Genomic DNA, 21,387 nt, shown 5'->3' with positions numbered 1-21,387 from the left:
GGTACGATTCGCGGCCCACGCTACCGGTGCGAGAAGCCACCTCGACTCTTCCCACCACCCGTTCGAGGTACCCGACTTGATCGGATCGAGCAGACCCGGATCCACACCGACGCCTAGTCGTCCAGACCCTTCTCGATGGCATAGCGCACGAGTTCCACCCGGTTGTGCAACTGCAGCTTGTTCAAGGTGTTCTGTACGTGGTTCTGCACCGTGCGATGGGACAGGAACAGGCGCTGGGCGATCTGCTTGTAGGACAGGCCCTTGGCGACCATCCGCAGCACCTCGGTCTCGCGGTCGGTCAGCCGCGGCGCGGCCGGGCCGCCGGTCGCGTCCTTGCGCGGCGGGTCGGTGGCCATCCGGCGGAACTCGCCGAGCACCAGACCGGCCAGCCCGGGGGTGAACACCGGATCCCCGACCGCGGTCCGACCCACCGCGTCCACCAGTTCCTCGCGGCTCGCCGACTTGACCAGGTATCCGGTCGCGCCCGCCTTGACCGCCTCCAGCACGTCCTCCTGCTCACCGCTGGCGGACAACACCAGGATCCGCACCGACGGGTCGTGCCGGACCAGTTCGCGCGCCACCTCGACGCCGGGCAGCTTGGGCAGGTGCAGGTCCAGGATCACCACGTTCGGCGAGGTGGCCCGGGCCCGCCGGACCGCCTCGGGGCCGTCGCCGGCGGTGGCGACCACGTCGTGGCCCGCCGCCGCGAGGTCGCGGGCCACCGCCTCGCGCCACATCGGGTGATCATCGACGACCAGGACCTTCAGCGGCGTCGGGGCCGGCTCGGTCCCCGGTGTGGGTGTACTCGTCTCGCTCATCCGCTCCCCTGCCTCGGCACCCGGAACTCCAACTCGGTGCCTTCTCCCGTCACCGACGACCACACCACACTGCCGCCGAGATCCCGCACCCGGCCCTCGATCGACTGGGCCACGCCCAACCGGCCCTGGGCCCGGGCCGCCTCCAACCGGCCCGGAGCCATCCCCGAACCGTCGTCCCGGACACTGACCACGATCTCGTCCGGCTCGTCCTCCACCAGGATCCACGCGTTGGCCTGCTCACCGGCGTGCCGGCGCACGTTGTCCAGCGCCGCCGCGACGGCCGCGGTCACCTCGCGCGCCGCCGGGGTCGGCAGCAATACCGGCGTACCCGGCGAGGACACCGTCACGCGCGCGCCGGCGAAGCCGCCCAGCAGCACCCGCAGATCCTGCCGGGCCGGGTCGCCGTCCTCCCCGGATCCGGGCAGGTCGGCCGACTCGACCCGGGCGGGCGTCGCGGAGATCAACTGCCGCAGCGCCACCTCCTGCTCACCGGCCAACTTGCCCAGGCCCGCGGCGTCCCCGCCGATCTCCGCCCCGCGCCGTTGCACCAGCGCGAGCACCTGGAGCACGCTGTCGTGGATGTCCCGGGCCAATCGCTCGCGTTCGCGCGTGGCCGCCTCCAGTTGCAGCGCGCGGGTCAACGCCTGTTCGCTCACCCGGGCGATCTCCACGACGTAGCCGACCGCGCCGCCCGCGAGCAGCAACAGCACGATGTTGTGCTGGTTGTCGGCGGTGAGCGCGCTGCGTTCGAAGATGTCGGCGGCGCCTATCGTCAGCGCCGCCGCCGAACCGGTCCGCCAACCGCCCTTGATCGCGCACGCCAGCACCGGTGCCGAGGCCCACACCGTGGGCAGCGTCATCGTGCCCTGGGCGATCCGCTCCGGATCGTCCAGCCACCGGGTCGCGACCAGGCACCCGACGGCCACGCACAGGTCCAGGATCAGCAGCGGAGGTTCGCGGAAGGCGGGCTTGCGGAAGCCGTACGCGGTCACCGCCGTCCAGACCACGAGCAGCGCCATCACGGCCCACCCGCCGACCGGGTGCCGATACTCGTCCGCGACCTGGGCGTACCGCACGACCGCGTAGACGAGGGCGAGCGTGCGAAAGACCGTGAGCGCGCGCCACAGCGACTGCTCGACCCCCACGTGAACCCCCAGGTGTGCCGGGTGCCGCCCGGTCAGGCGGCGGGTCGGCCGGAACCGCCCGAGTCGTCGTTCGGGGTCGGCGCGGCGTCCGGGCCGGCGGCGTCCGTCGGGTCCGCCGGCTTGTCGGCCGCCTTGGACGCCTGCTTGCGCGCCTCGTCGATCCGCTTCTTGGCGTCGGCCGCGTACATGTCCACGTACTCCTGGCCGGACAACTCCATCAGCGCGTACATGATCTCGTCGGTGATCGCGCGCAGGATGAAGCGGTCGTCCTCCATGCCCTCGTAACGGGAGAAGTCCAGCGGCTCGCCGACCCTGATGCCCACCCGCATCACCTTGGGCACGATCTTGCCGGGCGGCTGGATCTTCTCGGTGTCGATCATCGCCACCGGGATCACCGGGGCGTGCGACTCCAGCGCGAGCCGGGCGATCCCGGTCTTGCCCCGGTACAGCCGACCGTCCGGCGAACGGGTGCCCTCGGGGTAGATGCCGAACAGGTGGTCCTCGCGCAGCACCTTGAGGCCGGCGTCGAGCGCGGCCTCACTGGCGCGACCACCGCTGCGGTCCACCGGGAGTTGGCCCACGCCCTTGAAGAACGCGGCGGTGAGCCGGCCCTTGACCCCGCGGCCGGTGAAGTAGTCCGACTTCGCCAGGAAGGTGATCCGGCGCGGGACCACGACGGGCAGGAAGAACGAGTCCGAGAACGAGAGATGGTTGCTCGCCAGAATCGCCGGGCCCCGGTCCGGGATGTGCTCCTCACCCTCCACCCAGGGGCGGAAGAAGAGCCTCAACACGGGGCCGACGATGATCTTCATCAGCCGGTAGAACAACCCTGACCTCCTCCTCGGGACAGGACGAACCCTAGAGCATGCCCCCGGGCCGGGACCCGTGTACGGCCCGGTCGGGCAAACCTCCCGACCGGGCCCGGGAACCCGCCCCGGGCCGCTCGCGGTGGATCCTCGGCCGGGTTGTGCGGGCCGCCTCCCGGGCCGCCTCCCGGGCCGGCCGCCGGCCACCCGGCGCCGCTGTACGCATCGCGCACCCCCGTGGGACGATTCCGAGGTGTCCAGGTGTTAGGGGGTAAGAGGCGGAACCACTCGCCTGTCGACCCCGTTATGGAACCTGTATCGCCGTCGTCCACCGGTCGCCACAACCTCGTGGTGCCCACCCGGCCGGCTGGTCCCGCCAAGCCCGTCACCCGAAGGAGCCCGTTGGTGTCGATCCTGCCCGGTGCCGAGCCCCACCACCACGACGGCGGTCCCGTGGGCGTCCTGCTCTGCCACGGCTTCACCGGCACACCGCAGTCGCTGCGACCGTGGGCGGAACACCTGGCCGCGGCCGGGCTGAGCGTGTCGCTGCCGCTGCTGCCCGGTCACGGCACCCGCTGGCAGGACATGAACCTGACCACATGGCAGGACTGGTACGCGACCGTGGACCGCGCGTTCGACCGACTGCGCGAGCGCTGCGACACGGTGTTCGTGATGGGCCTGTCGATGGGCGGCGGCCTGGCCCTGCGGCTGGCCCAGCAGCACGGCGACAAGGTGGCCGGCCTCGTGCTGGTCAACCCGTCCGTGCAGGCCGACGATCCGAAGATCAAGCTGCTGCCGGTATTGCGCCACGTCATATCATCGGCGCCCGGCATCGCGTCGGACATCCGCAAGGAGGGCTCGGTCGAGCTCGCCTACCCGCGCACGCCGGTCAAGGCGGCCTATTCGCTGTCCCGCTTCTGGCGCGTGGTCTCCGCCGATCTGCCGCAGGTCACCCAGCCGGTGCTGCTCCTGCACAGTCCGCACGACCACGTGGTCTCGCCGGCCAACTCCGAGACGGTGCTGGCCAGGATTTCCTCCACGGACGTCACCGACGTCCTGCTCAACGACAGTTATCACGTGGCGACGCTCGACCACGACGCGGAACGGATCTTCGCATCCAGCCTGGAGTTCGTACACCGGCTCGCGCCGGACGCGCGAGCCCCGGAGACGGCCGAGAGGGACTGAACGAACGGTGCGCGGACGTGGCAACGGACTCGACGCGGAGTCCTTCAAGCCCCTGACCGACCTCGATCCCGAGGCGGCGGACGTGATGCTGGTCGCCCTGCGGGACGCGGGGGTCGCGGCATACGTCTCGACGTTGGAACCCCGGGACCCGGACGAGGAGCCCGAGGAGATCGAGCGCCTGTGGGTGGACGCGACGGCGACGTCGCGGGCCCGGGCGATCCTGCGCTCGCTGACCGAGCCGTCCTCGCCCCGGACCCGGGCCAAGGAGGCGGCGACCGGACCGGCGGACATCCCGCAGGTGGATCCGCCGCGCGCGGAAGGCGCCGAGCGGGGCGAACCCGACGCGCCCGCCGACCGGCCGGGCGACGACGAGGTGTGGGCGCAGATCGTCGCGTCCTTCGACAACGACGTGGCCGACCCGGTCCCGCGCTGGCCGGTGGCCGAGGACCTGGGCGGCGAGCGGTCGGACCGGGACGAGCCGGGCGAGGGATCGTTCAAGGTCGGGCTGCCCGCGGCCGCGGGACCGCGCGACTACTCGCTGGCGCCGCCCGGGCCGCCGGTGATCGACGAGTTGCACGAGGACCCGGAGGAGCACTTCGTGCCGCCTCCTCCGCCGCCGCTGCCCAAGACCGACGCGGCCACCAAGATCGCCTGGATCGCGCTGGTGGGCGGTCCGCTGTATCTGCTCGTGTCGGTGCTGCTCGGCCGCGCGGTCGGACCGTGGACCTCGTTCGCCGCGTTCGCCGCGTTCACCGGCGGATTCGTCGCGTTGGTGGCACGGATGCGACGAGATCGGGACGAGGACGACCCGGACGATGGCGCCGTGGTCTGATTCGACCTCATGTGCCTTGTTCGCGACCGGTTCTGACGGGACATCATTCCGCATTCGAGGTCCGGGTCCGGGTACCTTCCTTGCGTGGACGCGGATAACGAGGGACGCCTGATCGGCGGGCGCTACCTGCTCGCCGACCGACTCGGGCGAGGCGGCATGGGTGCGGTCTGGCGAGCTCGGGACGAGGTCCTGGGGCGCGAGGTCGCGGTGAAGGAGATGTTGCCGCAGCCCGGCGCGGACGAGGCCGACCGGGCCCGGCTGCGCGAGCGCGCGGCGCGTGAGGCCCGGGCCGCCGCGCGGCTGAGCCATCCCTCGGTGGTGCGCGTCTACGACGTGGTCGAGGAGGACGATCGGCCCTGGATCGTCATGGAGTTGGTCCCCTCGCGCTCGCTGGCCGAGGTGATCCGCACCGACGGCCCGATGGCCGCCGACCGGGTCGCCGAGATCGGGCTGACCATGATCGACGCGCTGCGCACCGCGCACGCGGCCGGGATCCTGCACCGCGACGTCAAGCCCGGCAATGTGCTGATCACGCTCGACGACCGGGCCGTGCTCAGCGACTTCGGCATCGCGGTGGTCGAGGGCGACTCGTCGGTCACCCAGTCGGGTGTGGTGCTCGGCGCGCCGGCGTACATCCCGCCGGAGCGGGCCAAGGGCCTGAGTCCGACGGCGGCCTCGGACCTGTGGTCGCTCGGCGCGACGCTGTACGCGGCGGTCGAGGGCAAGGCGCCGTTCGAGCGCTCCACGCCGCTCGCGACGCTGACCGCGATCGTCAGCGAGGACCCGGCGCCCGCCAAGCACGCGGGCGCGCTCGACCCGGTGTTGCGCGCGCTGTTGGCCCGCGATCCGCAGGAGCGGCCGGACGCGGCGGAGGCCGAGGCGATGTTGCGCGACGCGCTGCGCGAGATCCGGGAGGAGAACGCGGCCACCCGGGCACTACCGCTGCCGCCCGCACCGCTGCTGCCCCGGCCCGCGCCGGCGGCGGACCCGAAGGTGGAGTCGAAGGCGGAGTCGATACCCGCGGTGGTGCCCGCGGTGCGCGTCACCGACCCGGATTCGGACGAAATACCCCGGGGTGACGTGGAGTTCGCATCGCCACTCGTCGCCCCGCCCGCGAAACCCGCCAAGCCGGTCCGAGAGGACCGCCCGGCGCGCACGTTCCCGTGGTTGCCGCTGCCCGCCGCGATCGCCGCCCTGGTGGTCTTCGGCGTCGTGGTGGGCCTGATCCTCTTCCTGATCGTCCCGGCCGACGACAAGAAGCCCAACGCGAAGGCCGGCGCAGGCGACTCGGCCGGCCCGCAGACCACTCCCTCTCCGCCGGCCTCGCCGAGCTCCGCCGCCTCCGCCCCGGCCGCGGGCAATCTCACCCAGCCGCCGAGCACCGAGCCGGAGCAGAGCCCGAGCGGCCCGCCGGCGCAGACCACGCCGCAGACCACGCAACAGCAGCAGCCGCCCCCCGAGACGAACGGCCTGCCGGCGGGCTGGACTTCGTACACGGGATCGACCACGCCCTACCGGATCGGCCTGCCGCCGGGCTGGAGCAAGGTCAAGACCGAGGGCTCGCAGGAGTTCTTCGCCAACGCGGAGCGCACGCTCAAGCTCAACGTGGACACCGTCGCCAGCTCGCCGACCGATCCGGTCGAGGACTGGAAGAACCTGGAACCCGACGTGCGCGGCAATTTCCCGAACTACCAGCGGCTGAGCATCGAGAAGGCCGACTACCGCGACTACCGCGCCGCCGCCTGGCACTTCACCTACGGCAGCACCGTCAAGCACCACGTGCTCAACCTCGGCTTCACGGTCCCGTCCGGGCGCGGCTATTCGCTGTACATGGACACTCCGGACGCGGTCTGGAACGACCCGGCCACCCAGGAGTTGCTGGCCGGCTTCAAGGCGAGCTTCCAGCCCTGACCCGTCCGAACGCCCGGCCCGCCTCCCGGTTCACCCGCGCCGCCCGATCCGCTGTCAGGCGGTGGGCACCCGCAGGTCGGCCAGCACCGGGCGGTGGTCGGAAGCCGCGGTGTAGTCGGCGTCCGTGACGTCGTCGGGGACGCCGCACCCGAGCACCTCGATGCCCTTGGACACGAACACACCGTCCAACCGGCGCCCGGGATCGCGGCGCGGCGAGGTGAACTCCGAGCCGTTCGGCGCGGTCGCGTAGCCGTCCTGCAACTCCTCGGCCAGCCGGTCCCACGCCGGCCGGCCGGCCGACTCGTTGAAGTCCCCGGCCAGCACCCGGTGTTCGACGCCGAGGCCGGCCAGCCGGCGAAGCACCAGTTCGGCCTGTTCGAGCCGCTCGGCGGCGTCCAGGCTCAGATGTGTACTGGCCACCGCGAACTCGGCGCCGCCGACCTCGACCACGGCGGTGGCCATGCCACGCTGACGCAGCCCGGGCGTCCGCGGCAACAGCACGTCGTTCGCCCGGCGTACGCTCACCCGCAGGCCGCCGAGCAGCAGCAGACCGGACGCGGTGCCGCCGCCGGTGATCACCACCAGGCCGCACTCGCGCGCGAATCGGGCCACCGCGTGCCGCCGGCGCAGGAACCGGGGCGCCTCCTGGACGCAGAGCAGGTCTGGCGCGCAGTGTCGGACGATCCGCGCGAGGGCCTCGCGATCGTCGCGCAACGAGCGCACGTTGTACGACATGACCCGGATCTCACCGGTACCGACAGTCACTGGAGCCCCCTTGCCCGGATCGGACCACCCGGCCCGAACCACGATCGACCAGCCATGCGCCCGCCCGCTCGTCGGGCGGCGATTGTCCGCGCGTCGGCGCGGCACCGGTATCGCGCGTCGTCGCGAAACCGTCAGCGACGGGCCAGGTCCGCCGCGCCGACCAGTCCCGCGTCGCTGCCCAGCGTGGCCACCACGACCTCGGCACCCAGCCGGTGCCCCCGGCGCAGCACGCTGCGATAGGTCTCCAGGGCCGGGACCAGCAGCAGGTCGCCCGCGTCGGAGACGCCGCCGCCGATCACGAACGCGGCGGGGTCCAGCACGGCGGACAGATCGGCCAGCCCCTGGCCCAACCAGGTGCCGAGTTCGCGGAAGGCGGCCAGCGCGACCGGGTCGCCGAGCAGCGCGGCCTGGGTGACGTGCGGGCCCTGGATCCCGGCGGGCGTGCCGTTCCCGAGCGCGAGCAGCTTCTCCGCCGCCTCGGGGATGCCGGCCGCGCGGTCGCGGGCGTAGCGGGTCAGCGCGCTGCCGCTGGCGTACTGCTCCCAGCAGCCGTAGTTGCCGCACGGGCAGGCGATGCCGTTCGGGACCACCCGCATGTGTCCGGGCTCACCCGCTATCCCGCCACCGCCCCGGTACAACTCGCCGCCGAATACGATCGCGCCGCCGATGCCGGTACCGACGGTCACACACATCACGTTGGTGTGGCCCGCGGCCGCGCCGAAGCGCACCTCGCCCCACGCGGCCGCGTTGGCGTCGTTCTCCACCACGACCGGGAGGCCGATCAGCGCCTCCATCCGGTCGCGCAGCGGCTCGCCGACCCACGCGCCGACATTGGCCGAGAACAGCACGGTCGATCGGTCCGCGCCGATGAAACCTGCCGCGCCGAGCCCGACCGCCTCCACGACGTGGTTCCGGCGCAGGGTGTTGACCGCCTCGGCGATCACCCGCGCGGTGCCATCGGCGTCCTTGGGGGTCGCGACCTTGAGCCGATCGAGGATCACCCCGTCGGCATCGACCACGCCCGCGAGGATTTTGGTGCCACCGATGTCGACACCGATCGTGAGTCCCATGTCGTCCCAAGCTCGTTCGCGTGCATTGCCCGCAACGGATCGTACTGGTCCCTTCCCCGGGTCCACCCCACCCGTACGCCCGCAGGTCATCGTGGGGATACCCGGAAACGGGCGGCCGACCGGGGGACGACGGCGCCGGCGACGCGGCCCGGCGCGCAGGGCCGGTTATTCGTCGTCGAGCCGAATCCGCTCGGTCTCCGCCGGCCGCGCGGCCCACCGGCGCTCCCGGTCGCCCACGAAGGCCCGGTACGCGGAGGCCAGCTCGGATCCGGCCGCGGCCAGGTGCGCGGCGACCTCGGGATGCCTGCGCACCACCTGCTCGCGTACCGCGCCCGCCTGCTCCACGAGCGTCTCGGCCAACCTGCGCGCCTCCTCCGCCAACCGGGCGGCGGGCGCCTCGTCCCCCTTGTCGGCCCCGCTCAACGATTCGGCGAGCCTGCGAGCCTCCTCCCCGAGCCGCGCCCAGGGATCGACCCGCTCGCCGTCACGCTCCGTGTGTGCCCCTTCGTCGGTGGAGCCGGCATCCGCCTCGTCCGGCGGCACCCGGTCCGTGTTGTCCGCCCACGCGTCCGCACCGTCGCCGGCCGCGCCCTTGCCCGTCACCCGCTCGTCTCGGTCCATCCGACGCATTGTCCGCGCTCGCGCACCCCAACGCGAACAGAACCCCGCGCGAACGATCCGAGGCCACGAACCCGACGAGGCCGTCGCCGAACCCGCGCACCCTCGCGAGGCACGAAATCGAGCCCCGGAATCGAGCCCTCGCATCGAGCCCGGGAAACGAGCCTCGGGATGGCGGCGGCTCCCCCGTACCCAGCCTGCCTAGACCGGGCTCTCCGCCGGCCGCCGGCCGGCACCGACCGTCGCGGCCGGATCCGGCGCCCGGGCCACGACCGCGTCCTCGACGGTCCGACCGGCCCGCCACAACCGCCGTCCCGACACCACCGTCGCCGCCACCAGCAGTGCGTTGCGCAGTCCCAGGGCCAGCACCGCGTGCGGCTGGGAACCGAGCAACTCGCCGAACCAGATCGGGAATTCGAGCATGGTCAACGGCATCGCACAGAGCAGCAGTACGGCCGTCGGACGCTGCGTGGTGTCCCGCCGCACCAGGCACACCGCCGCCAGGCCGATCAGCCACACCAGGTACTGCGGGCTGATCACCCGGCTGGTCACCACGAAGATCAGCAGCGCGCACAGCGCCGCGTCGCACGCCGTCGTGTCGGTGAACCGGCGGGCCTGGACCCGCCACAGCAGCAGCCAGCCGAAGCCGAGCACGGTGGCGACCAGGCTGAGTCGGCCCACCGCCGAGACGTACGGGCCGTGGAACTCCAGCGAGCCGTAGCTCTCCTGGACCCGGCCGCTCCAGCCCAGCCGGGCCGCGATGTGGAAGGGCATGGCGAACACCGACTCGACTTCGATGCCGCGTTCGCGCTGGTAGCCCAGGAACGCGAAGGCGCCGGGCAGCGCGGCGGCGAAACCGAGCACCACGGCCGCGCCGCCGAGCAGGGTCCAGCCGTACACCCGGGCCATCGGGCCCCGCCCGCGCAGTCCGACGAAGATCAGCACCGGCCATACCTTGATCGCGGCCGCGACGCCCGCGAGCAGGCCCGCGAGCCGGTTGCGGTCCGTGCGCCGCCCGCCGATCAGCAGCAGCGCGGCCACCGTCGGCGCGGTCACCGCGAGGTCGTAGCGAGCCAGGACTATCGGCCCCAGCAGCGGCACCGCCAGCACCCACAGGGCCGCGCCGTACGGCGAGCCGCCGCGCGGGATCGTCCGAGCCAGCAGCCACAACACCACCGCGTCGGCGGCGAGCATCAGCAGGTAGACCGACGTCGCGTAGTCGAACGGCAACACTCCGGGCAGCAGCAGCACCCCCGCCGCGCCCGGCGGGTACTGCCAGCGCACGTCGTCCACCGGGAAGGTCCCCGAGCGCAGCACGTGGAACCACTCGCGGTAGATGGCCCGCGCGTCGCCGGTCACGAACGGCCACGGGTTGGGCAGCACGTCCATCGCGGTCAGCAGCAACAGGACTCGGGTCGCCGCCCAGACGAGCGCGATGGTCCACAGGACACCCGACGGGCTCCGAAACACGTTCCGGACACGGTGTGACTGTGGAGGGCTCACCGTCGGATCGTATCGAGGCGCCCGGGTCGATCCGGGCGGATCGGCGACGCGGCCGGATCCGCGCGTCGCGGTCGGGGCGCCCCGGCCATGCCGTCCCGGACCCTCGAGCGTGCCGTCTCGGAGCCCCGAGCGTGTCGTCTCGGCGCCCCGAGCGTGTCGTCCCAAGCCTTGATCGGGCGATCCGCGGCGCTCGGTTCGAACGACCCGGGATCCTCGTTCGTGCGGTCCGCGGCAAGGATTCCCCGGTCTGGGATCCTCGTTCGTGATGAAGACCTTGATCGTCACCAACGACTTCCCCCCGCGCCCCGGCGGCATCCAGTCCTTCGTGCACTCCATGGCCCTGCGGCTGCCGGCGGACGGCGTCGTGGTCTACACGTCGTCGTGGAAGGACCGGGCGGAGATGGCCGCGTTCGACGCGGAGCAGCCCTTCCCGATCGTGCGCGACCGCACTCCGATGCTGGTGCCCACTCCCGGTGCGGTCCGCCGAGCCCGCGAGATCGCCCGCGCCGAGGGCTGCGACACCGCGTGGTTCGGCGCGGCGGCACCGCTGGGCCTGATGGCGCCCCGGCTGCGCGCGGTCGGCGTCGAGCGCCTGGTGGCCACCACACACGGGCACGAGGCCGGCTGGGCGGTGCTCCCGGGCGCGCGGCAATTGTTGCGGCGGATCGGCGAGGGGGTGGACACGGTCACCTTCCTGGGCGAGTACACGCGCGGCAGGATCGCGCCCGCGCTCACCCCGGCGGCGGCCGCCCGGATGGTGCAACTGCCGCCCGGCGTGGACGAGAAGGTCTTTCGCCCCGACGTCGGCGGGGCCGAGGTGCGGGCCCGGCACGGGCTGAGCGATCGTCGCGTGGTGTTGTGCGTGTCCCGGCTGGTCCCGCGCAAGGGCCAGGACGTACTGATCCAGGCGCTGCCCCGGATCCGGCGCCGGGTGCCGGACGCGGCACTGCTGATCGTGGGCGCCGGGCCGTACCGGGACCGGCTGGAGGCGATGGTCGACGAGGTCGGCGTACGCGACTCGGTGGTGTTCACCGGCGCGGTGCCGTGGGCCGAGTTGCCCGCGCACCACGAGGCCGGCGACGTGTTCGCGATGCCGTGCCGGACCCGGCGCAAGGGGCTGGACGTCGAGGGCCTGGGCATCGTCTACCTGGAGGCGTCCGCGGTGGGTCGGCCGGTGGTCGCGGGCGACTCGGGCGGCGCCCCGGACGCGGTCCTGGACGGCGAGACCGGTTACGTGGTGAACGGCCGCTCGCCCGCCGCGGTCGCCGACAAGGTGGCGGGCCTGCTGGCCGACCCGGCGAAGGCGGCCCGGATGGGCGCGGCGGGACGGCGCTGGGTCGAGCGGGAATGGCGCTGGGACCTGCTGTCGGGGCGGCTGCGCGGGCTGCTGGACCCGGACCGGGCGGGCTGAGCCGGGACACGTCGAAGGCGGGTGGCCCAAGGAACCCCGGACCACCCGCCTCCGCTGTCGCGAGCGCCTGCCGACGACGTCGACAGGCTCGGGGCTCAGCCCTCGTAGATCTTCTCGATGTCCTGCTCGAAGTCCCGCAGCACGAGGTTGCGCTTGAGCTTGAGGGACGGCGTCACATGGCCGCTCTCCTCGGTGAAGTTGATGGTCAGCACGCGGAACCTGCGCACGCCCTCGGCCCGCGAGACGGCCTTGTTGCCCTCGTCGATCGCGTCCTGGACGGCGGCCAGCAGGTCCGGGTCCTCGGCGAGGTCGGCGACCGTCGCGTCGGCGGGCTTGCCGTGCTGCTCCTTCCAGGTCGGGAAGGCCTCCGGGTCGATGGTGATCAGCGCGCCGACGAACGGGCGGCGGTCGCCGACCACCATGCACTCGCTGATCAGCGGGTGCGCGCGGATGCGGTCCTCGATCACGGCCGGCGCGATGTTCTTGCCGCCCGCGGTGACCAGGATCTCCTTCTTGCGTCCGGTCACGGTCAGGAAGCCGTCGTCGTCGAGCACGCCGATGTCCCCGGTGCGGAACCAGTCGCCCTCGAACGCGTCGGCGGTGGCCGCCTCGTTCTTCCAGTAGCCGGTGAACACGTTCGGGCCCTTGGCCAGGATCTCGCCGTCCTCGGCGATCCGTACCGCCGAACCGGGCACCGGCCGGCCGACCGAGCCGATCCGGATCCCGACCGCCGGGTTGACCGTGTGCGCGGCGCACGTCTCGGTCAGGCCGTAGCCCTCCAGGACGGTGAAGCCGATGCCGCGGAAGAAGTGCCCGAGGCGGGTGCCCAGGGGTGCGCCGCCGGAGATCGCGTGGGTGGCCTGGCCGCCCAGCGCCGCGCGCAGCTTGCCGTAGACCAGCTTGTCGAACACCTTGTGCTTGAGCTTGAGGCCCAGGCTGATGCTCGCCGCGTCCATGCCCTCGCTGTAGGCGATCGCCGTCTCGGCGGCCATGTCGAAGATCTTGCCCTTGCCGTCGGCCTGCGCCTTGGCCGAGGCCGAGTTGTAGACCTTCTCGAACACGCGGGGCACCGCGAGCACGAAGGTCGGCCGGAAGGACGCGAGTTCCGTGGTCAGCTCCTTGACGTCCGGACAGTGCCCGACCCGCACGCGTGCCATCACGCAGCCGATCTCCAGGATCCGGCCGAGCACGTGCGCGAGCGGCAGGAACAGCAGGCAGCTCGACTTCTCCGGAATGAAGAGTTGTTCGAGCAGCGCGACCACGTTGCCCAGCTCGGCCTGGAAGTTGCCGTGCGTGAGGATGCAGCCCTTGGGCCGCCCGGTGGTCCCGGAGGTGTAGATGATGGTCGCGACCGAGTCGGCCCGCAGCGTCGCGCTGCGCTCCTCGACCACGGCGTCGGCCACGTCGCGCCCGCCGGCGGTGAGCGCGGCCACCGCGGCCTCGCCGTCGCCCTCGTCGATCCGCCATACGTGCTTGAGCTCGGGCAACCGCTCGCGTGCCCGCTCGACCGCGCCCTCGTGCGCCGTGTTCTCCACGATCACCGCACGCGCGCCCGAGTCGGACAGGATCCACTCGAGCTGTTCGGCCGAGGAGGTCTCGTAGATCGGGACCGAGATCGCGCCCGCGCACCAGATGGCGAAGTCGATCAGCGTCCACTCGTAGCGTGTCCGCGACATCAGGCCGATCCGGTCGCCGGGCTCGATGCCCGCCGCGATCAGGCCCTTGGCGACTTCGTACACCTCGGCCAGGAACCGGGTCGAGGTCACGTCGGTCCAGCGTCCGCCCACCTTGCGGGCGAGCGCCGCGGCATCCGGTGCCTCCGCGGCGTTGCGCTTGATGAGGTCGGTCAGGTTGCCCTCGGCGGGAACCTCGGCCAGGGCCGGGACGCTGCACTCGCGCACTGATGCTCCTCGTTGCGGTCTCGGCGCCGGGGGTTCGGCGCTGCCGTTTGCCGTTGTCTGTGTCGCCGGCGGGTCGTACTCGCCGGTGGCTCGCCGGTCCGTCCGCGGTCCGTTTCCGCGGTCCGTCGCCGGTCCGTCTCTGCGCTGGGTCTCTTCGGGTCTCGTCGGTGCGGCTCGTCGGTGGCTCTTGCCCGTTTCGTCGACGGGGGCAGACGTTACTGGCAAGTAGGTCCGGGGGACAGAGGTCCCGATGATCCTGTGCCCCGTCTCACGCCACGGACAAGCCCACGCCCGGATCGACTCGGATCCCGTGCGGGCGCCCGGGGCCCATCCGTCCCGATTCGGTCGTGCATGTCGAGAGTATCGATTCGTCGCCGAGGGCGGGTGTGACGGAGGCAACCCCACCGCGCCGTCGGTTTCGGTTCCGGCCCGTCAGTACAGTGACCGACATGCGGGTCCACGTGGTGAGCGACGTCCACGGCGCTGCCGAGGCACTCGCCCACGCGGGCGACGGCGCCGACGCCCTGGTGTGCCTGGGCGACCTGGTGCTCTTCCTCGACTACCACGATCTGGACCGGGGCATCTTCACCGACCTGTTCGGTGTGGAGAACACCCGCAGGCTGCTCGCGCTGCGCAACGCCCGCCGGTTCACCGAGGCCCGGGAGTTCTCCGGGGCACTGTGGGCGGGCGTGCCGGGTGGGGCCCGCGCGGCGATCGAGGAGGCGGTGCGCCGGCAGTACGCCGCGCTGTTCGCGGCCTTCCCGACGCCCACGTACGTGACCTACGGCAACGTCGACGTGCCCGACCTGTGGCCGGACTACGCGCGTGAGGGCGTGACCGTGCTGGACGGCCAGGTGGTCGAGATCGGCGGTCGCACCTTCGGCTTCGTCGGCGGCGGGCTGCGCACCCCGATGCACACGCCGTACGAGATCTCCGACGAGGAGTACGCGGCCAAGGTCGCCGCGGTCGGCCGGGTCGACGTGTTGTGCTGCCACATCCCGCCCGCGGTCCCGGACCTGACCTACGACGTGGTCGCGCGCCGGTTCGAACGCGGCAGCGAGGCGGTGCTGCGGGCCATCCACGAGACCGGGCCGGATCTGGTGCTGTTCGGTCACGTGCACCAGCCGCTGCGGGCGCGGATGCGGATCGGGCGTACCGAATGCGTCAACGTGGGGCATTTCCAGGCCACCGGGAAACCGTACGTCCTCACCTGGTGAGCCGGTGCCGCGTACGCGCAGGTCGGGCACGATAGCCTTCGAGCGGATCGGCTGTACCCAAGCATCCGGTGATGTTTGTCCGGGACAGCCACAACGGCTACGCGAGCTTCCGGAGGACTCCTCACGATGGCTGAACGGACCAGCTCGACCATCACGATCGACGCCACGCCGGCCGAGGTCATGGCCGTCATCGCGGGGTTCGAGGGCTATCCCGAGTGGACCGGCGAGGTCAAGGAGACCGAGGTCCTCGAGATCGACGAGGCGAGCGGGCGCGCGGTGCGCGTGCGCTTCAAGCTCGACGCGGGCGTGATCAGCGACGAACACGTGCTCGGTTACACGTGGGACGAAGACCGCGAGGTGCGCTGGACCCTGGTGACCAGCCAGATGCTCAAGGCGCTCGACGGTCGCTACGCGCTGCGCCCGATCAGCGGCGGCACCGACGTCACCTACGAACTGACCGTGGACGTCAAGATCCCGATGCTGGGCATGCTCAAGCGCAAGGCGGAGAAGGTCATCATCGATCGCGCCCTGACCGGGCTCAAGAAGCGCGTCGAGAGCTGACCCGGCGGTGACGCGGGTCCTGTTGGTCACCGGCCTGCCGGGAGCCGGACGCACGACCGTCGCGGCGGCGACGGCGGTCGCCTCGGCACGGGCCGGGCGACGCACGCTGCTGCTCGCCGCCGACGGCACCCGGGACATGGACGCGGTCCTGGACGTGTCGGTGAGTACCGACGCGTCCGACGTGCTGCCGGACCTGACCGTGCAGCGAGTCGGCGCGCGGGCCGAGTTCGAGCGCGAGTTCCTGCTGGTCCAGGGCCAGTTGGGCGCGGCGCTCGCGGTGGTCGGGGTGGATCCGCTGGATCCCGAGGAGATCACCGTGCTGCCCGGGGCCGGCGATGTGCTGGCGTTGCGGGTGCTCGCGCGGGCGGTGAGCGCGCGGCGCCACGAGCTGATCGTGGTCGACCTGCCCGCCGTCGAGCGCGCGGTGCCGGCGCTGGCGCTGCCGGAGGGGCTGGCGCGCTACCTGGACCGCCTGCTTCCGGTGGAGCGGCAGGCGGCCCGGGCGTTGCGGCCGGTGCTGGCGGCGGTCGCCGGTGTGCCGATGCCCGAGGACTGGGTCTACGACACGGCCCGGCGGGTCACCGCCGAATTGGCGGTGCTGCGCTCGCTGGTGGCCGCGCCGACGACCACGGTGCGTGTGGTGCTGCGACCCGGGACGGTCGCGCTGGCGGCGGCGCGGCGGGCCGCCTCGGCGCTCGCGCTGTACGGGCACCGGATCGAGGACGTGATCGTGAACGGGGTGGGCGCCGCCGACTCGCCCGATCCGGCGGTGCGTTCGCGGGCCGAGGTGGCCCGGGAGACGGTGGACGCGCTGTGCGCGCTGTTCCCGCGGGTGCCGTTGGCGCAGATCCCGACGCTGACCGCCGAGCCGCTGGGCGCCGCCGAACTCGCGGACGTGGCGGCTCACTTCGGCCCGGTGCGGCCGGGCGGCCCGGCCGAGGACGAGCACCTGATCGAGCGCGACGGCGAGCTGCTGTCGCTGCTGCTGCCGCTGCCGGGCACCGATCGCGACGACCTGGACCTGCTGCGGCGCGGCGACGAACTGGTGATCACGGTGGGCCCGAACCGTCGCCTGATCAAGCTCCCCTCGGCGCTGCGACGTTGTGTCATCGAGGGCGCGGGGCTGCGGGACGGCATGCTGCGCGTGCGCTTCGTCCCGGACCCGGCGGTGTGGATGCGCTCGTCGACGTAACGGCGACGAGGACGCCGACGCCGGTGATCGACGCGGATCCCGGGCCGGCCGCGTCCGACCTACCCCTTGCCGTGCAGCCGCTCCCAGTCGCGCGCGAGCGCGATGCGCTCGGGAGCGGACGGGTGTGAGGCGAACAGGAACTGCAGGATCGGGTTCGGGGTGACGTTGGAGCGGTTGGCCACCGCCAGGCTGTGTTGCATCCGGATGAAGGCCGCCGGGTCGCGGGTCAGGTCGAGCGCGTGCACGTCGGCGCGCGCCTCCAGGCGGCGGCTGATCAACATCTCGCCGGGGCCGGCCAGTGTGCCGATCACGGCGACCGCCGCGAGCAGCAGGGCCAGCGAGCGCGGATCGCCCGCTTCGTCCGCGCCCGCCCGGCGCAGCAGCGGCGCGCACGTCATCAGCAGGCCCAGCGCGCAGACGCCCGCCGCGAGCGCCGCCGCGCCGATCAGCGTGCCGTGCAGCACGTCGTTGCGCTTGGCGTGCCCCAGCTCGTGCGCGGCGATCAGCTCCACCTCGCGCGGATCCGCGTCCCGCACGGTCGTGTCGTAGACCACGATCCGCCGGGTCGAGCCGAATCCGGACACGTACGCGTTGAGCGCGGTGGTCCGCCGCGACGCGTCCGCGACCAGGACGTCGCGTACCGGCACCCCGTCCCGCTCCGCCAGTTGCATCAGCGACGTGCGCAACTCCCCGTCCGGCATCGAGTGGAACTTGTTGAACGCCGGTTCCACCACCAGCGGGTACAGGAACGAGATCGCCACCACCAGCAGCGCGCCGGCGCCCGCCGCGAGCAGCCAGCCGGCCCGGGGCAGCGCGCGGATCAGCGCGTACAGCCCGAGCACGACCACCAGCAACAGGCCGGTGGACATCGCGAAGCCCTTGGCCAGGTCCAGCCACCAGCTCCCCCACGACTGCACGGACAGGCCGTACCGTCGCCGGACCACCTCCAGGCGCGCCGCGAACGGCAGCGTCGCCAGCCGGCCGATCAGGGCCAGCGCCAGGCCGCCGAGCAGGATCCGCCACACCCATCCGCCGCCGAGCGGGCGGGCGACCGCCTCGATGATCCGCGCGCCGGCGGGGGTGAGCCCGAGCACGAGGGAGACCACCAGCGACAACGCCATGGACAGGTAGGCGGGCGGGCGCGCGGCCCGGGCCAGCGAACGACCCCGGGCGATCTCGGCGGCGGTGAAGTCCCGGGCCGCGTCCGGGTGGGTGAAGCCGCCGGGCGGCTCGGCCAGCGGGCGCCACGGCGTGGTCACCACGACCGCCACCAGCAGCAGCACGCCCGTGCACACCAGGCAGATCAGCAACAACCGCTGGACCGACATGCCCGCCACGCCCCCGTCATCCGGCCTGCGTCCGCAGGTAGTCGAGCCAGGTCCTGGTGAAGGAGTCGGGGTTGGTGCCCAGGACGGACACCATCGCCGACGCGAGCGCCGAGGCCGAGTCGGGCGCGTCGACCCCGGGCGGCCGTTCGGCGCCGACCGTACGGTACAGGTCGACCAGCTTGGCCTGGCCCCACCGCTCCGCGATCAGTTTGCACGCCAGCCAGCCCATCTCGTACGCCTGGGGCAGGTCCTCCTGCGTGGTCTCGAAGCTCGCGTCGGCCGGCAGTCGCTCGGGCACCTTGCCCGCCTTGACGTCGCGGCGCAGTTCGGGAGCCGCCGTGCGCATCGTCTGCGCCGAGTCGAGGTAGCCGACGTAGTCCGCGAAGCCCTCGGAGAGCCAGGTCGGCGTCCAGGCCCGGGTGAACGCGCGGCTCGCCACGTGGGTGATCTCGTGCGTCATCACCACCCGGCGCTCCAGGTCGCCCAACTCGCGGAACGCGTCCGGATTGACGATCACCCGGTCGGCGGCCGCCGCGTCCGCCGCCGCGCCGCGCTCACCGGTGGTCACCGCCGCGATCCTGGCGTACTTGCCCGGTTCGGCGCCCAGCAGCCGGGCCATCTGCACCTGGGTGCCGGGCACCACGACGACCGTGCGCCCGGGCCAGGACTCCCCCCAGACCGCGCTGACCCGGGGTACCGCCTGGTCCGCGATGTCGGCGAACCCGCGCATCACGTCGCGCGTACCGATGCCGAGCACGGTGCTGTGCGTGCCCTGCACGACGGTGACCGGGCCCAGGTCCCACACCTGGGCGGGAGCACGCATCCCGGCCCCGGCGCCGTCGGTGTCGGCCGCGAGGTACCACGTGCCCGCGCGCAGCACGAAGGTCAGGTATTGCGGCACCCGCACGGGCGCCACGTCGTGTCCGGTGATCCGGTAGAGGAGGTCGACGTGCGCGGTGAGCACCGGGGCGCCCAGCGCGCTCTCGCGCGCGGCGGAGAGCTCGAACGCGTCGGGGGTGACGACCTCGTACTCCCAGCCGGCGAACGGCACCTCGGCGATGTTGTCGAAGACGCCGATCTGGGACTGCCGGAACTCGGCGCTCTGCGGGTCCAGGGTGCTCGTGAACGCCTCGCGATCGCGGGACAGGACCGCTCCCGAACGCCGCTCCAGCAGCGCCCCGATCGCTATCCGGCGCGCGTTCGCGTGCTGTTCGTCGCCGTCCGCGGTGGTCCGGCCGGGGGTTTTCGAGGCCCCGGAGTGGACGCCCGGAGGCGCGTCGGTCACCGTGTCCGCGATGAAACGGGTGACCCCGAGGACGGCCCCGAGCTGGGCGAGCGCACACACCACGATCAGGACCGGCAGCAGGCTGCGGATCCGGCGCGCGGCCCGATTCGGGTCATCCACCGGTCGATCGTAACGTGGGCGCGACCGGCGCCCGGTCCGCGCCGGGACCGGGCCTGCGACGAACGTGGTCCCCCGACGGGCCGGGGGCGGTCAGGCGGGGCGAACGACCTTGGCGATCGGCATCGACCTCAGCGGCGCGTAGCGCACGTTCGTCCCGGGCTTGGGGGCGTGGATGATCCGCCCGGCGCCGACGTAGACGCCCACGTGGGTGTATCCGCCGAAGTAGACGACCAGGTCGCCGGGCCGGATCTCGGCGATCGGGACCGCGCGGCCCGCGCCGGCCTGCGCCTGCGACGTGCGCGGCAGCACGACGCCGGCCTGCCGCCACGCCCAGCCGGTCAGCCCGGAGCAGTCGAACGAGTCGGGGCCGCCGGCGCCCCAGACGTACGGCTTGCCCAGCGCCCTCGTCGCGGCGGCCACCGCGATCGCCGCACGGCCGTCGAGCGGGGCCGTCCGGGCATCCCGCGCCGACCCCGTCCGGGCCTCGTCGCGCGAGGCGCGGTTCGGATCGATGCCGTCGGCGAACGCGCCCGCGGACCCCTCGGCCGGCCCGTCGGCAGCCAGGAACCGGGCCCGATCCGACGCGTCGAGCGTGTTCAGCAGTTCCCGGGCCCGGGTCAATTTGCTCTCGACGTCGGCCCGCTTGGCCGCGAGATCCCTGCGACCAGCCTCCAGCGCGGCGAGCGTGTCGGCGGCCTCGCGACGCTCCTGGTCCAGCGTGCGCCGGGTGGACCGGGCACGGACGACCGCGGCTTGCTGCCGCTCGGCGAGCCGATCCAGGGCGGACGCCCGGGACAGGTACTCGTCCGGGTTCTCGGACATCAGCAGCGCGAGCGTGGGGTCCACGCCGCCGCCGCGGTACCGCGCCGCCGCCATCGAGCCCAGGTCGCCCTGGAGGACCACCAGCTCGGCCTGCGCGTCGGCGATCCGGCCCTGCGCGCGAGCCACCTGCTCGCGCAACCGCTCCTGCCGCTCGGCGAGGCCGTTGTACTCCTCGGTGGTCGCCTCGGCCTGGTGGTACAGCTCGCCGATCCGCTGCCGCACCTGCTCCTGGGAGGGCGCCGGGTCGGCGTACGAAACGTTCGACGCGAACGCGACCGCCGTGACGGCGGTGGCGGTCAACACGGTGACCCGGGTCTTGCCGGCCCTCGGCCTGCGATGGGACGCCACGGAGGTGGGCTCCTTCTCCGAGCCCGGCTACCCGCCGTCCGGGCCGGACGGTCGAGTGCTCGGGCGCTCGACCGGCGACCTTAGTGACCCAAACATGATCACTTCAAATCAATCGGCGAATTCCGTGTCGCTCTTCGCCAATTCTCCGAAAAAGGTCACCCGACGGTCACCTTTCGCGCTCGACCGATCGACGGACGCTCGGCATCTCGCCGTTGTCGCGCAGTTGCGCGCCGGCCGCCGCGAGCATCCCCTCGGCCGCGAACAACCGCAGCGCGGTGAGGGTTTCCTCGTCCAACTCGGCGTAGTCGAGCTGATCGGCGTGCTCGCCGTACTCCCCGGAGTCGGCGTATTGCGAAACAAATGATAATTCGGACGATATACCGGAATCGATCGAACGAACGCTGATCAACGCCGGCCCGATCGAGGCCGGAATCGCGCAACCGGCGCCGGCGCGCCCTCGGCCGCGGTGCGTACGACAGGCGATGCGCATGTGGCTTCTCCCCTTTCGTCGACTTTCCTCGTCAACGGTAGGGAGCGGCACCGACACGC

General features: G+C 72.6%; 19 protein-coding genes. 7 read left to right on the top strand and 12 right to left on the bottom strand.

All coding sequences use genetic code 11. From position 1 onward, the window contains the following. Window positions 1-113: 113 nt before the first annotated feature. Genes ACIBSV_RS13380 through ACIBSV_RS13370 form a run of 3 tightly spaced genes read right to left on the bottom strand, consistent with a single transcriptional unit; the run spans window position 114 to window position 2,790 of the window. Window positions 114-818: a response regulator gene (locus tag ACIBSV_RS13380; protein WP_395862358.1), complete on the bottom strand. Its 705-nt coding sequence runs from the start codon at window positions 816-818 to the stop codon at window positions 114-116. Further along, window positions 815-1,963: a MacS family sensor histidine kinase gene (macS, locus tag ACIBSV_RS13375; RefSeq protein WP_395862356.1), complete on the bottom strand. Its 1,149-nt coding sequence runs from the start codon at window positions 1,961-1,963 to the stop codon at window positions 815-817. Before macS ends, ACIBSV_RS13380 begins: the two co-directional genes overlap by 4 nt. A gap of 32 nt (window positions 1,964-1,995) precedes the next feature. After that, window positions 1,996-2,790: a lysophospholipid acyltransferase family protein gene (locus ACIBSV_RS13370; protein ID WP_395862354.1), complete on the bottom strand. Its 795-nt coding sequence runs from the start codon at window positions 2,788-2,790 to the stop codon at window positions 1,996-1,998. A 384-nt stretch (window positions 2,791-3,174) separates the two neighbouring features. Between ACIBSV_RS13370 and ACIBSV_RS13365 the strand changes: the two genes are divergently transcribed. From ACIBSV_RS13365 to ACIBSV_RS13355, 3 genes are all read left to right on the top strand, one after another. Then, a complete protein-coding gene (locus tag ACIBSV_RS13365) occupies window positions 3,175-3,954 on the top strand; it encodes an alpha/beta hydrolase (protein WP_395862352.1) in 780 nt (259 codons plus the stop codon). A gap of 7 nt (window positions 3,955-3,961) precedes the next feature. Next, a complete protein-coding gene (locus ACIBSV_RS13360; RefSeq protein ID WP_395862350.1) occupies window positions 3,962-4,786 on the top strand; it encodes a hypothetical protein in 825 nt (274 codons plus the stop codon). Between the two features lie 84 nt (window positions 4,787-4,870). After that, window positions 4,871-6,697 (top strand): serine/threonine-protein kinase, encoded by a 1,827-nt coding sequence (locus ACIBSV_RS13355; RefSeq protein ID WP_395862348.1) that lies wholly within the window; start codon window positions 4,871-4,873, stop codon window positions 6,695-6,697. A gap of 54 nt (window positions 6,698-6,751) precedes the next feature. Here the strand turns inward: ACIBSV_RS13355 and ACIBSV_RS13350 are convergent, their stop codons facing one another. The 4 genes from ACIBSV_RS13350 to ACIBSV_RS13335 all read right to left on the bottom strand — a co-directional run bounded on the left by ACIBSV_RS13350 (window position 6,752) and on the right by ACIBSV_RS13335 (window position 10,620). Then, on the bottom strand, window positions 6,752-7,462 hold the full coding sequence (locus ACIBSV_RS13350) for an endonuclease/exonuclease/phosphatase family protein (RefSeq protein WP_395862346.1): 711 nt from the start codon (window positions 7,460-7,462) through the stop codon (window positions 6,752-6,754). Between the two features lie 131 nt (window positions 7,463-7,593). Beyond that, on the bottom strand, window positions 7,594-8,532 hold the full coding sequence (locus ACIBSV_RS13345) for an ROK family glucokinase (RefSeq protein WP_395862344.1): 939 nt from the start codon (window positions 8,530-8,532) through the stop codon (window positions 7,594-7,596). Between the two features lie 165 nt (window positions 8,533-8,697). Continuing rightward, window positions 8,698-9,153 (bottom strand): DUF5304 family protein, encoded by a 456-nt coding sequence (locus tag ACIBSV_RS13340; RefSeq protein WP_395862342.1) that lies wholly within the window; start codon window positions 9,151-9,153, stop codon window positions 8,698-8,700. Window positions 9,154-9,351: 198 nt separating this feature from the next. Next, on the bottom strand, window positions 9,352-10,620 hold the full coding sequence (locus ACIBSV_RS13335; protein ID WP_395862340.1) for a glycosyltransferase 87 family protein: 1,269 nt from the start codon (window positions 10,618-10,620) through the stop codon (window positions 9,352-9,354). 295 nt (window positions 10,621-10,915) lie between these two features. Between ACIBSV_RS13335 and ACIBSV_RS13330 the strand changes: the two genes are divergently transcribed. Continuing rightward, window positions 10,916-12,064, top strand: a complete 1,149-nt coding sequence (locus ACIBSV_RS13330) for a glycosyltransferase family 4 protein (protein ID WP_395862338.1) — start codon at window positions 10,916-10,918, stop codon at window positions 12,062-12,064. 95 nt (window positions 12,065-12,159) lie between these two features. Here ACIBSV_RS13330 and ACIBSV_RS13325 read toward each other — a convergent pair whose 3' ends face one another. Next, a complete protein-coding gene (locus ACIBSV_RS13325; protein ID WP_395862336.1) occupies window positions 12,160-13,965 on the bottom strand; it encodes an AMP-dependent synthetase/ligase in 1,806 nt (601 codons plus the stop codon). Between the two features lie 449 nt (window positions 13,966-14,414). Here ACIBSV_RS13325 and ACIBSV_RS13320 point away from each other — a divergent pair, with 449 nt between their 5' ends. From ACIBSV_RS13320 to ACIBSV_RS13310, 3 genes are all read left to right on the top strand, one after another. Continuing rightward, window positions 14,415-15,182 carry a metallophosphoesterase gene (locus tag ACIBSV_RS13320; RefSeq protein ID WP_395862334.1) on the top strand — a complete coding sequence of 256 codons (768 nt, stop codon included), beginning with the start codon at window positions 14,415-14,417 and terminating at the stop codon, window positions 15,180-15,182. Window positions 15,183-15,308: 126 nt separating this feature from the next. After that, window positions 15,309-15,743 (top strand): SRPBCC family protein, encoded by a 435-nt coding sequence (locus ACIBSV_RS13315; RefSeq protein ID WP_395862333.1) that lies wholly within the window; start codon window positions 15,309-15,311, stop codon window positions 15,741-15,743. Window positions 15,744-15,750: 7 nt separating this feature from the next. Then, the gene (locus ACIBSV_RS13310) at window positions 15,751-16,935 is read left to right on the top strand and encodes an ArsA family ATPase (protein WP_395862331.1); all 1,185 of its coding nucleotides are present in this window, start codon (window positions 15,751-15,753) and stop codon (window positions 16,933-16,935) included. Between the two features lie 59 nt (window positions 16,936-16,994). Here the strand turns inward: ACIBSV_RS13310 and ACIBSV_RS13305 are convergent, their stop codons facing one another. The 4 genes from ACIBSV_RS13305 to ACIBSV_RS13290 form a co-directional block, all read right to left on the bottom strand. After that, entirely contained in the window at window positions 16,995-18,263 is a 1,269-nt protein-coding gene (locus ACIBSV_RS13305) for a M48 family metallopeptidase (RefSeq protein ID WP_395862791.1), read from the bottom strand. Between the two features lie 16 nt (window positions 18,264-18,279). Continuing rightward, the gene (locus tag ACIBSV_RS13300; RefSeq protein ID WP_395862329.1) at window positions 18,280-19,668 is read right to left on the bottom strand and encodes a hypothetical protein; all 1,389 of its coding nucleotides are present in this window, start codon (window positions 19,666-19,668) and stop codon (window positions 18,280-18,282) included. Between the two features lie 90 nt (window positions 19,669-19,758). Beyond that, entirely contained in the window at window positions 19,759-20,838 is a 1,080-nt protein-coding gene (locus ACIBSV_RS13295) for an NlpC/P60 family protein (RefSeq protein ID WP_395862328.1), read from the bottom strand. 166 nt (window positions 20,839-21,004) lie between these two features. Beyond that, the gene (locus ACIBSV_RS13290; protein ID WP_395862326.1) at window positions 21,005-21,328 is read right to left on the bottom strand and encodes a hypothetical protein; all 324 of its coding nucleotides are present in this window, start codon (window positions 21,326-21,328) and stop codon (window positions 21,005-21,007) included. Between the last annotated feature and the right edge of the window lie 59 nt (window positions 21,329-21,387).

The sequence above is a fragment of the Embleya sp. NPDC050154 genome (assembly GCF_044460165.1).
Classification (GTDB): domain Bacteria; phylum Actinomycetota; class Actinomycetes; order Streptomycetales; family Streptomycetaceae; genus Embleya.
This window is presented reverse-complemented; position numbering and strand designations above follow the sequence as displayed.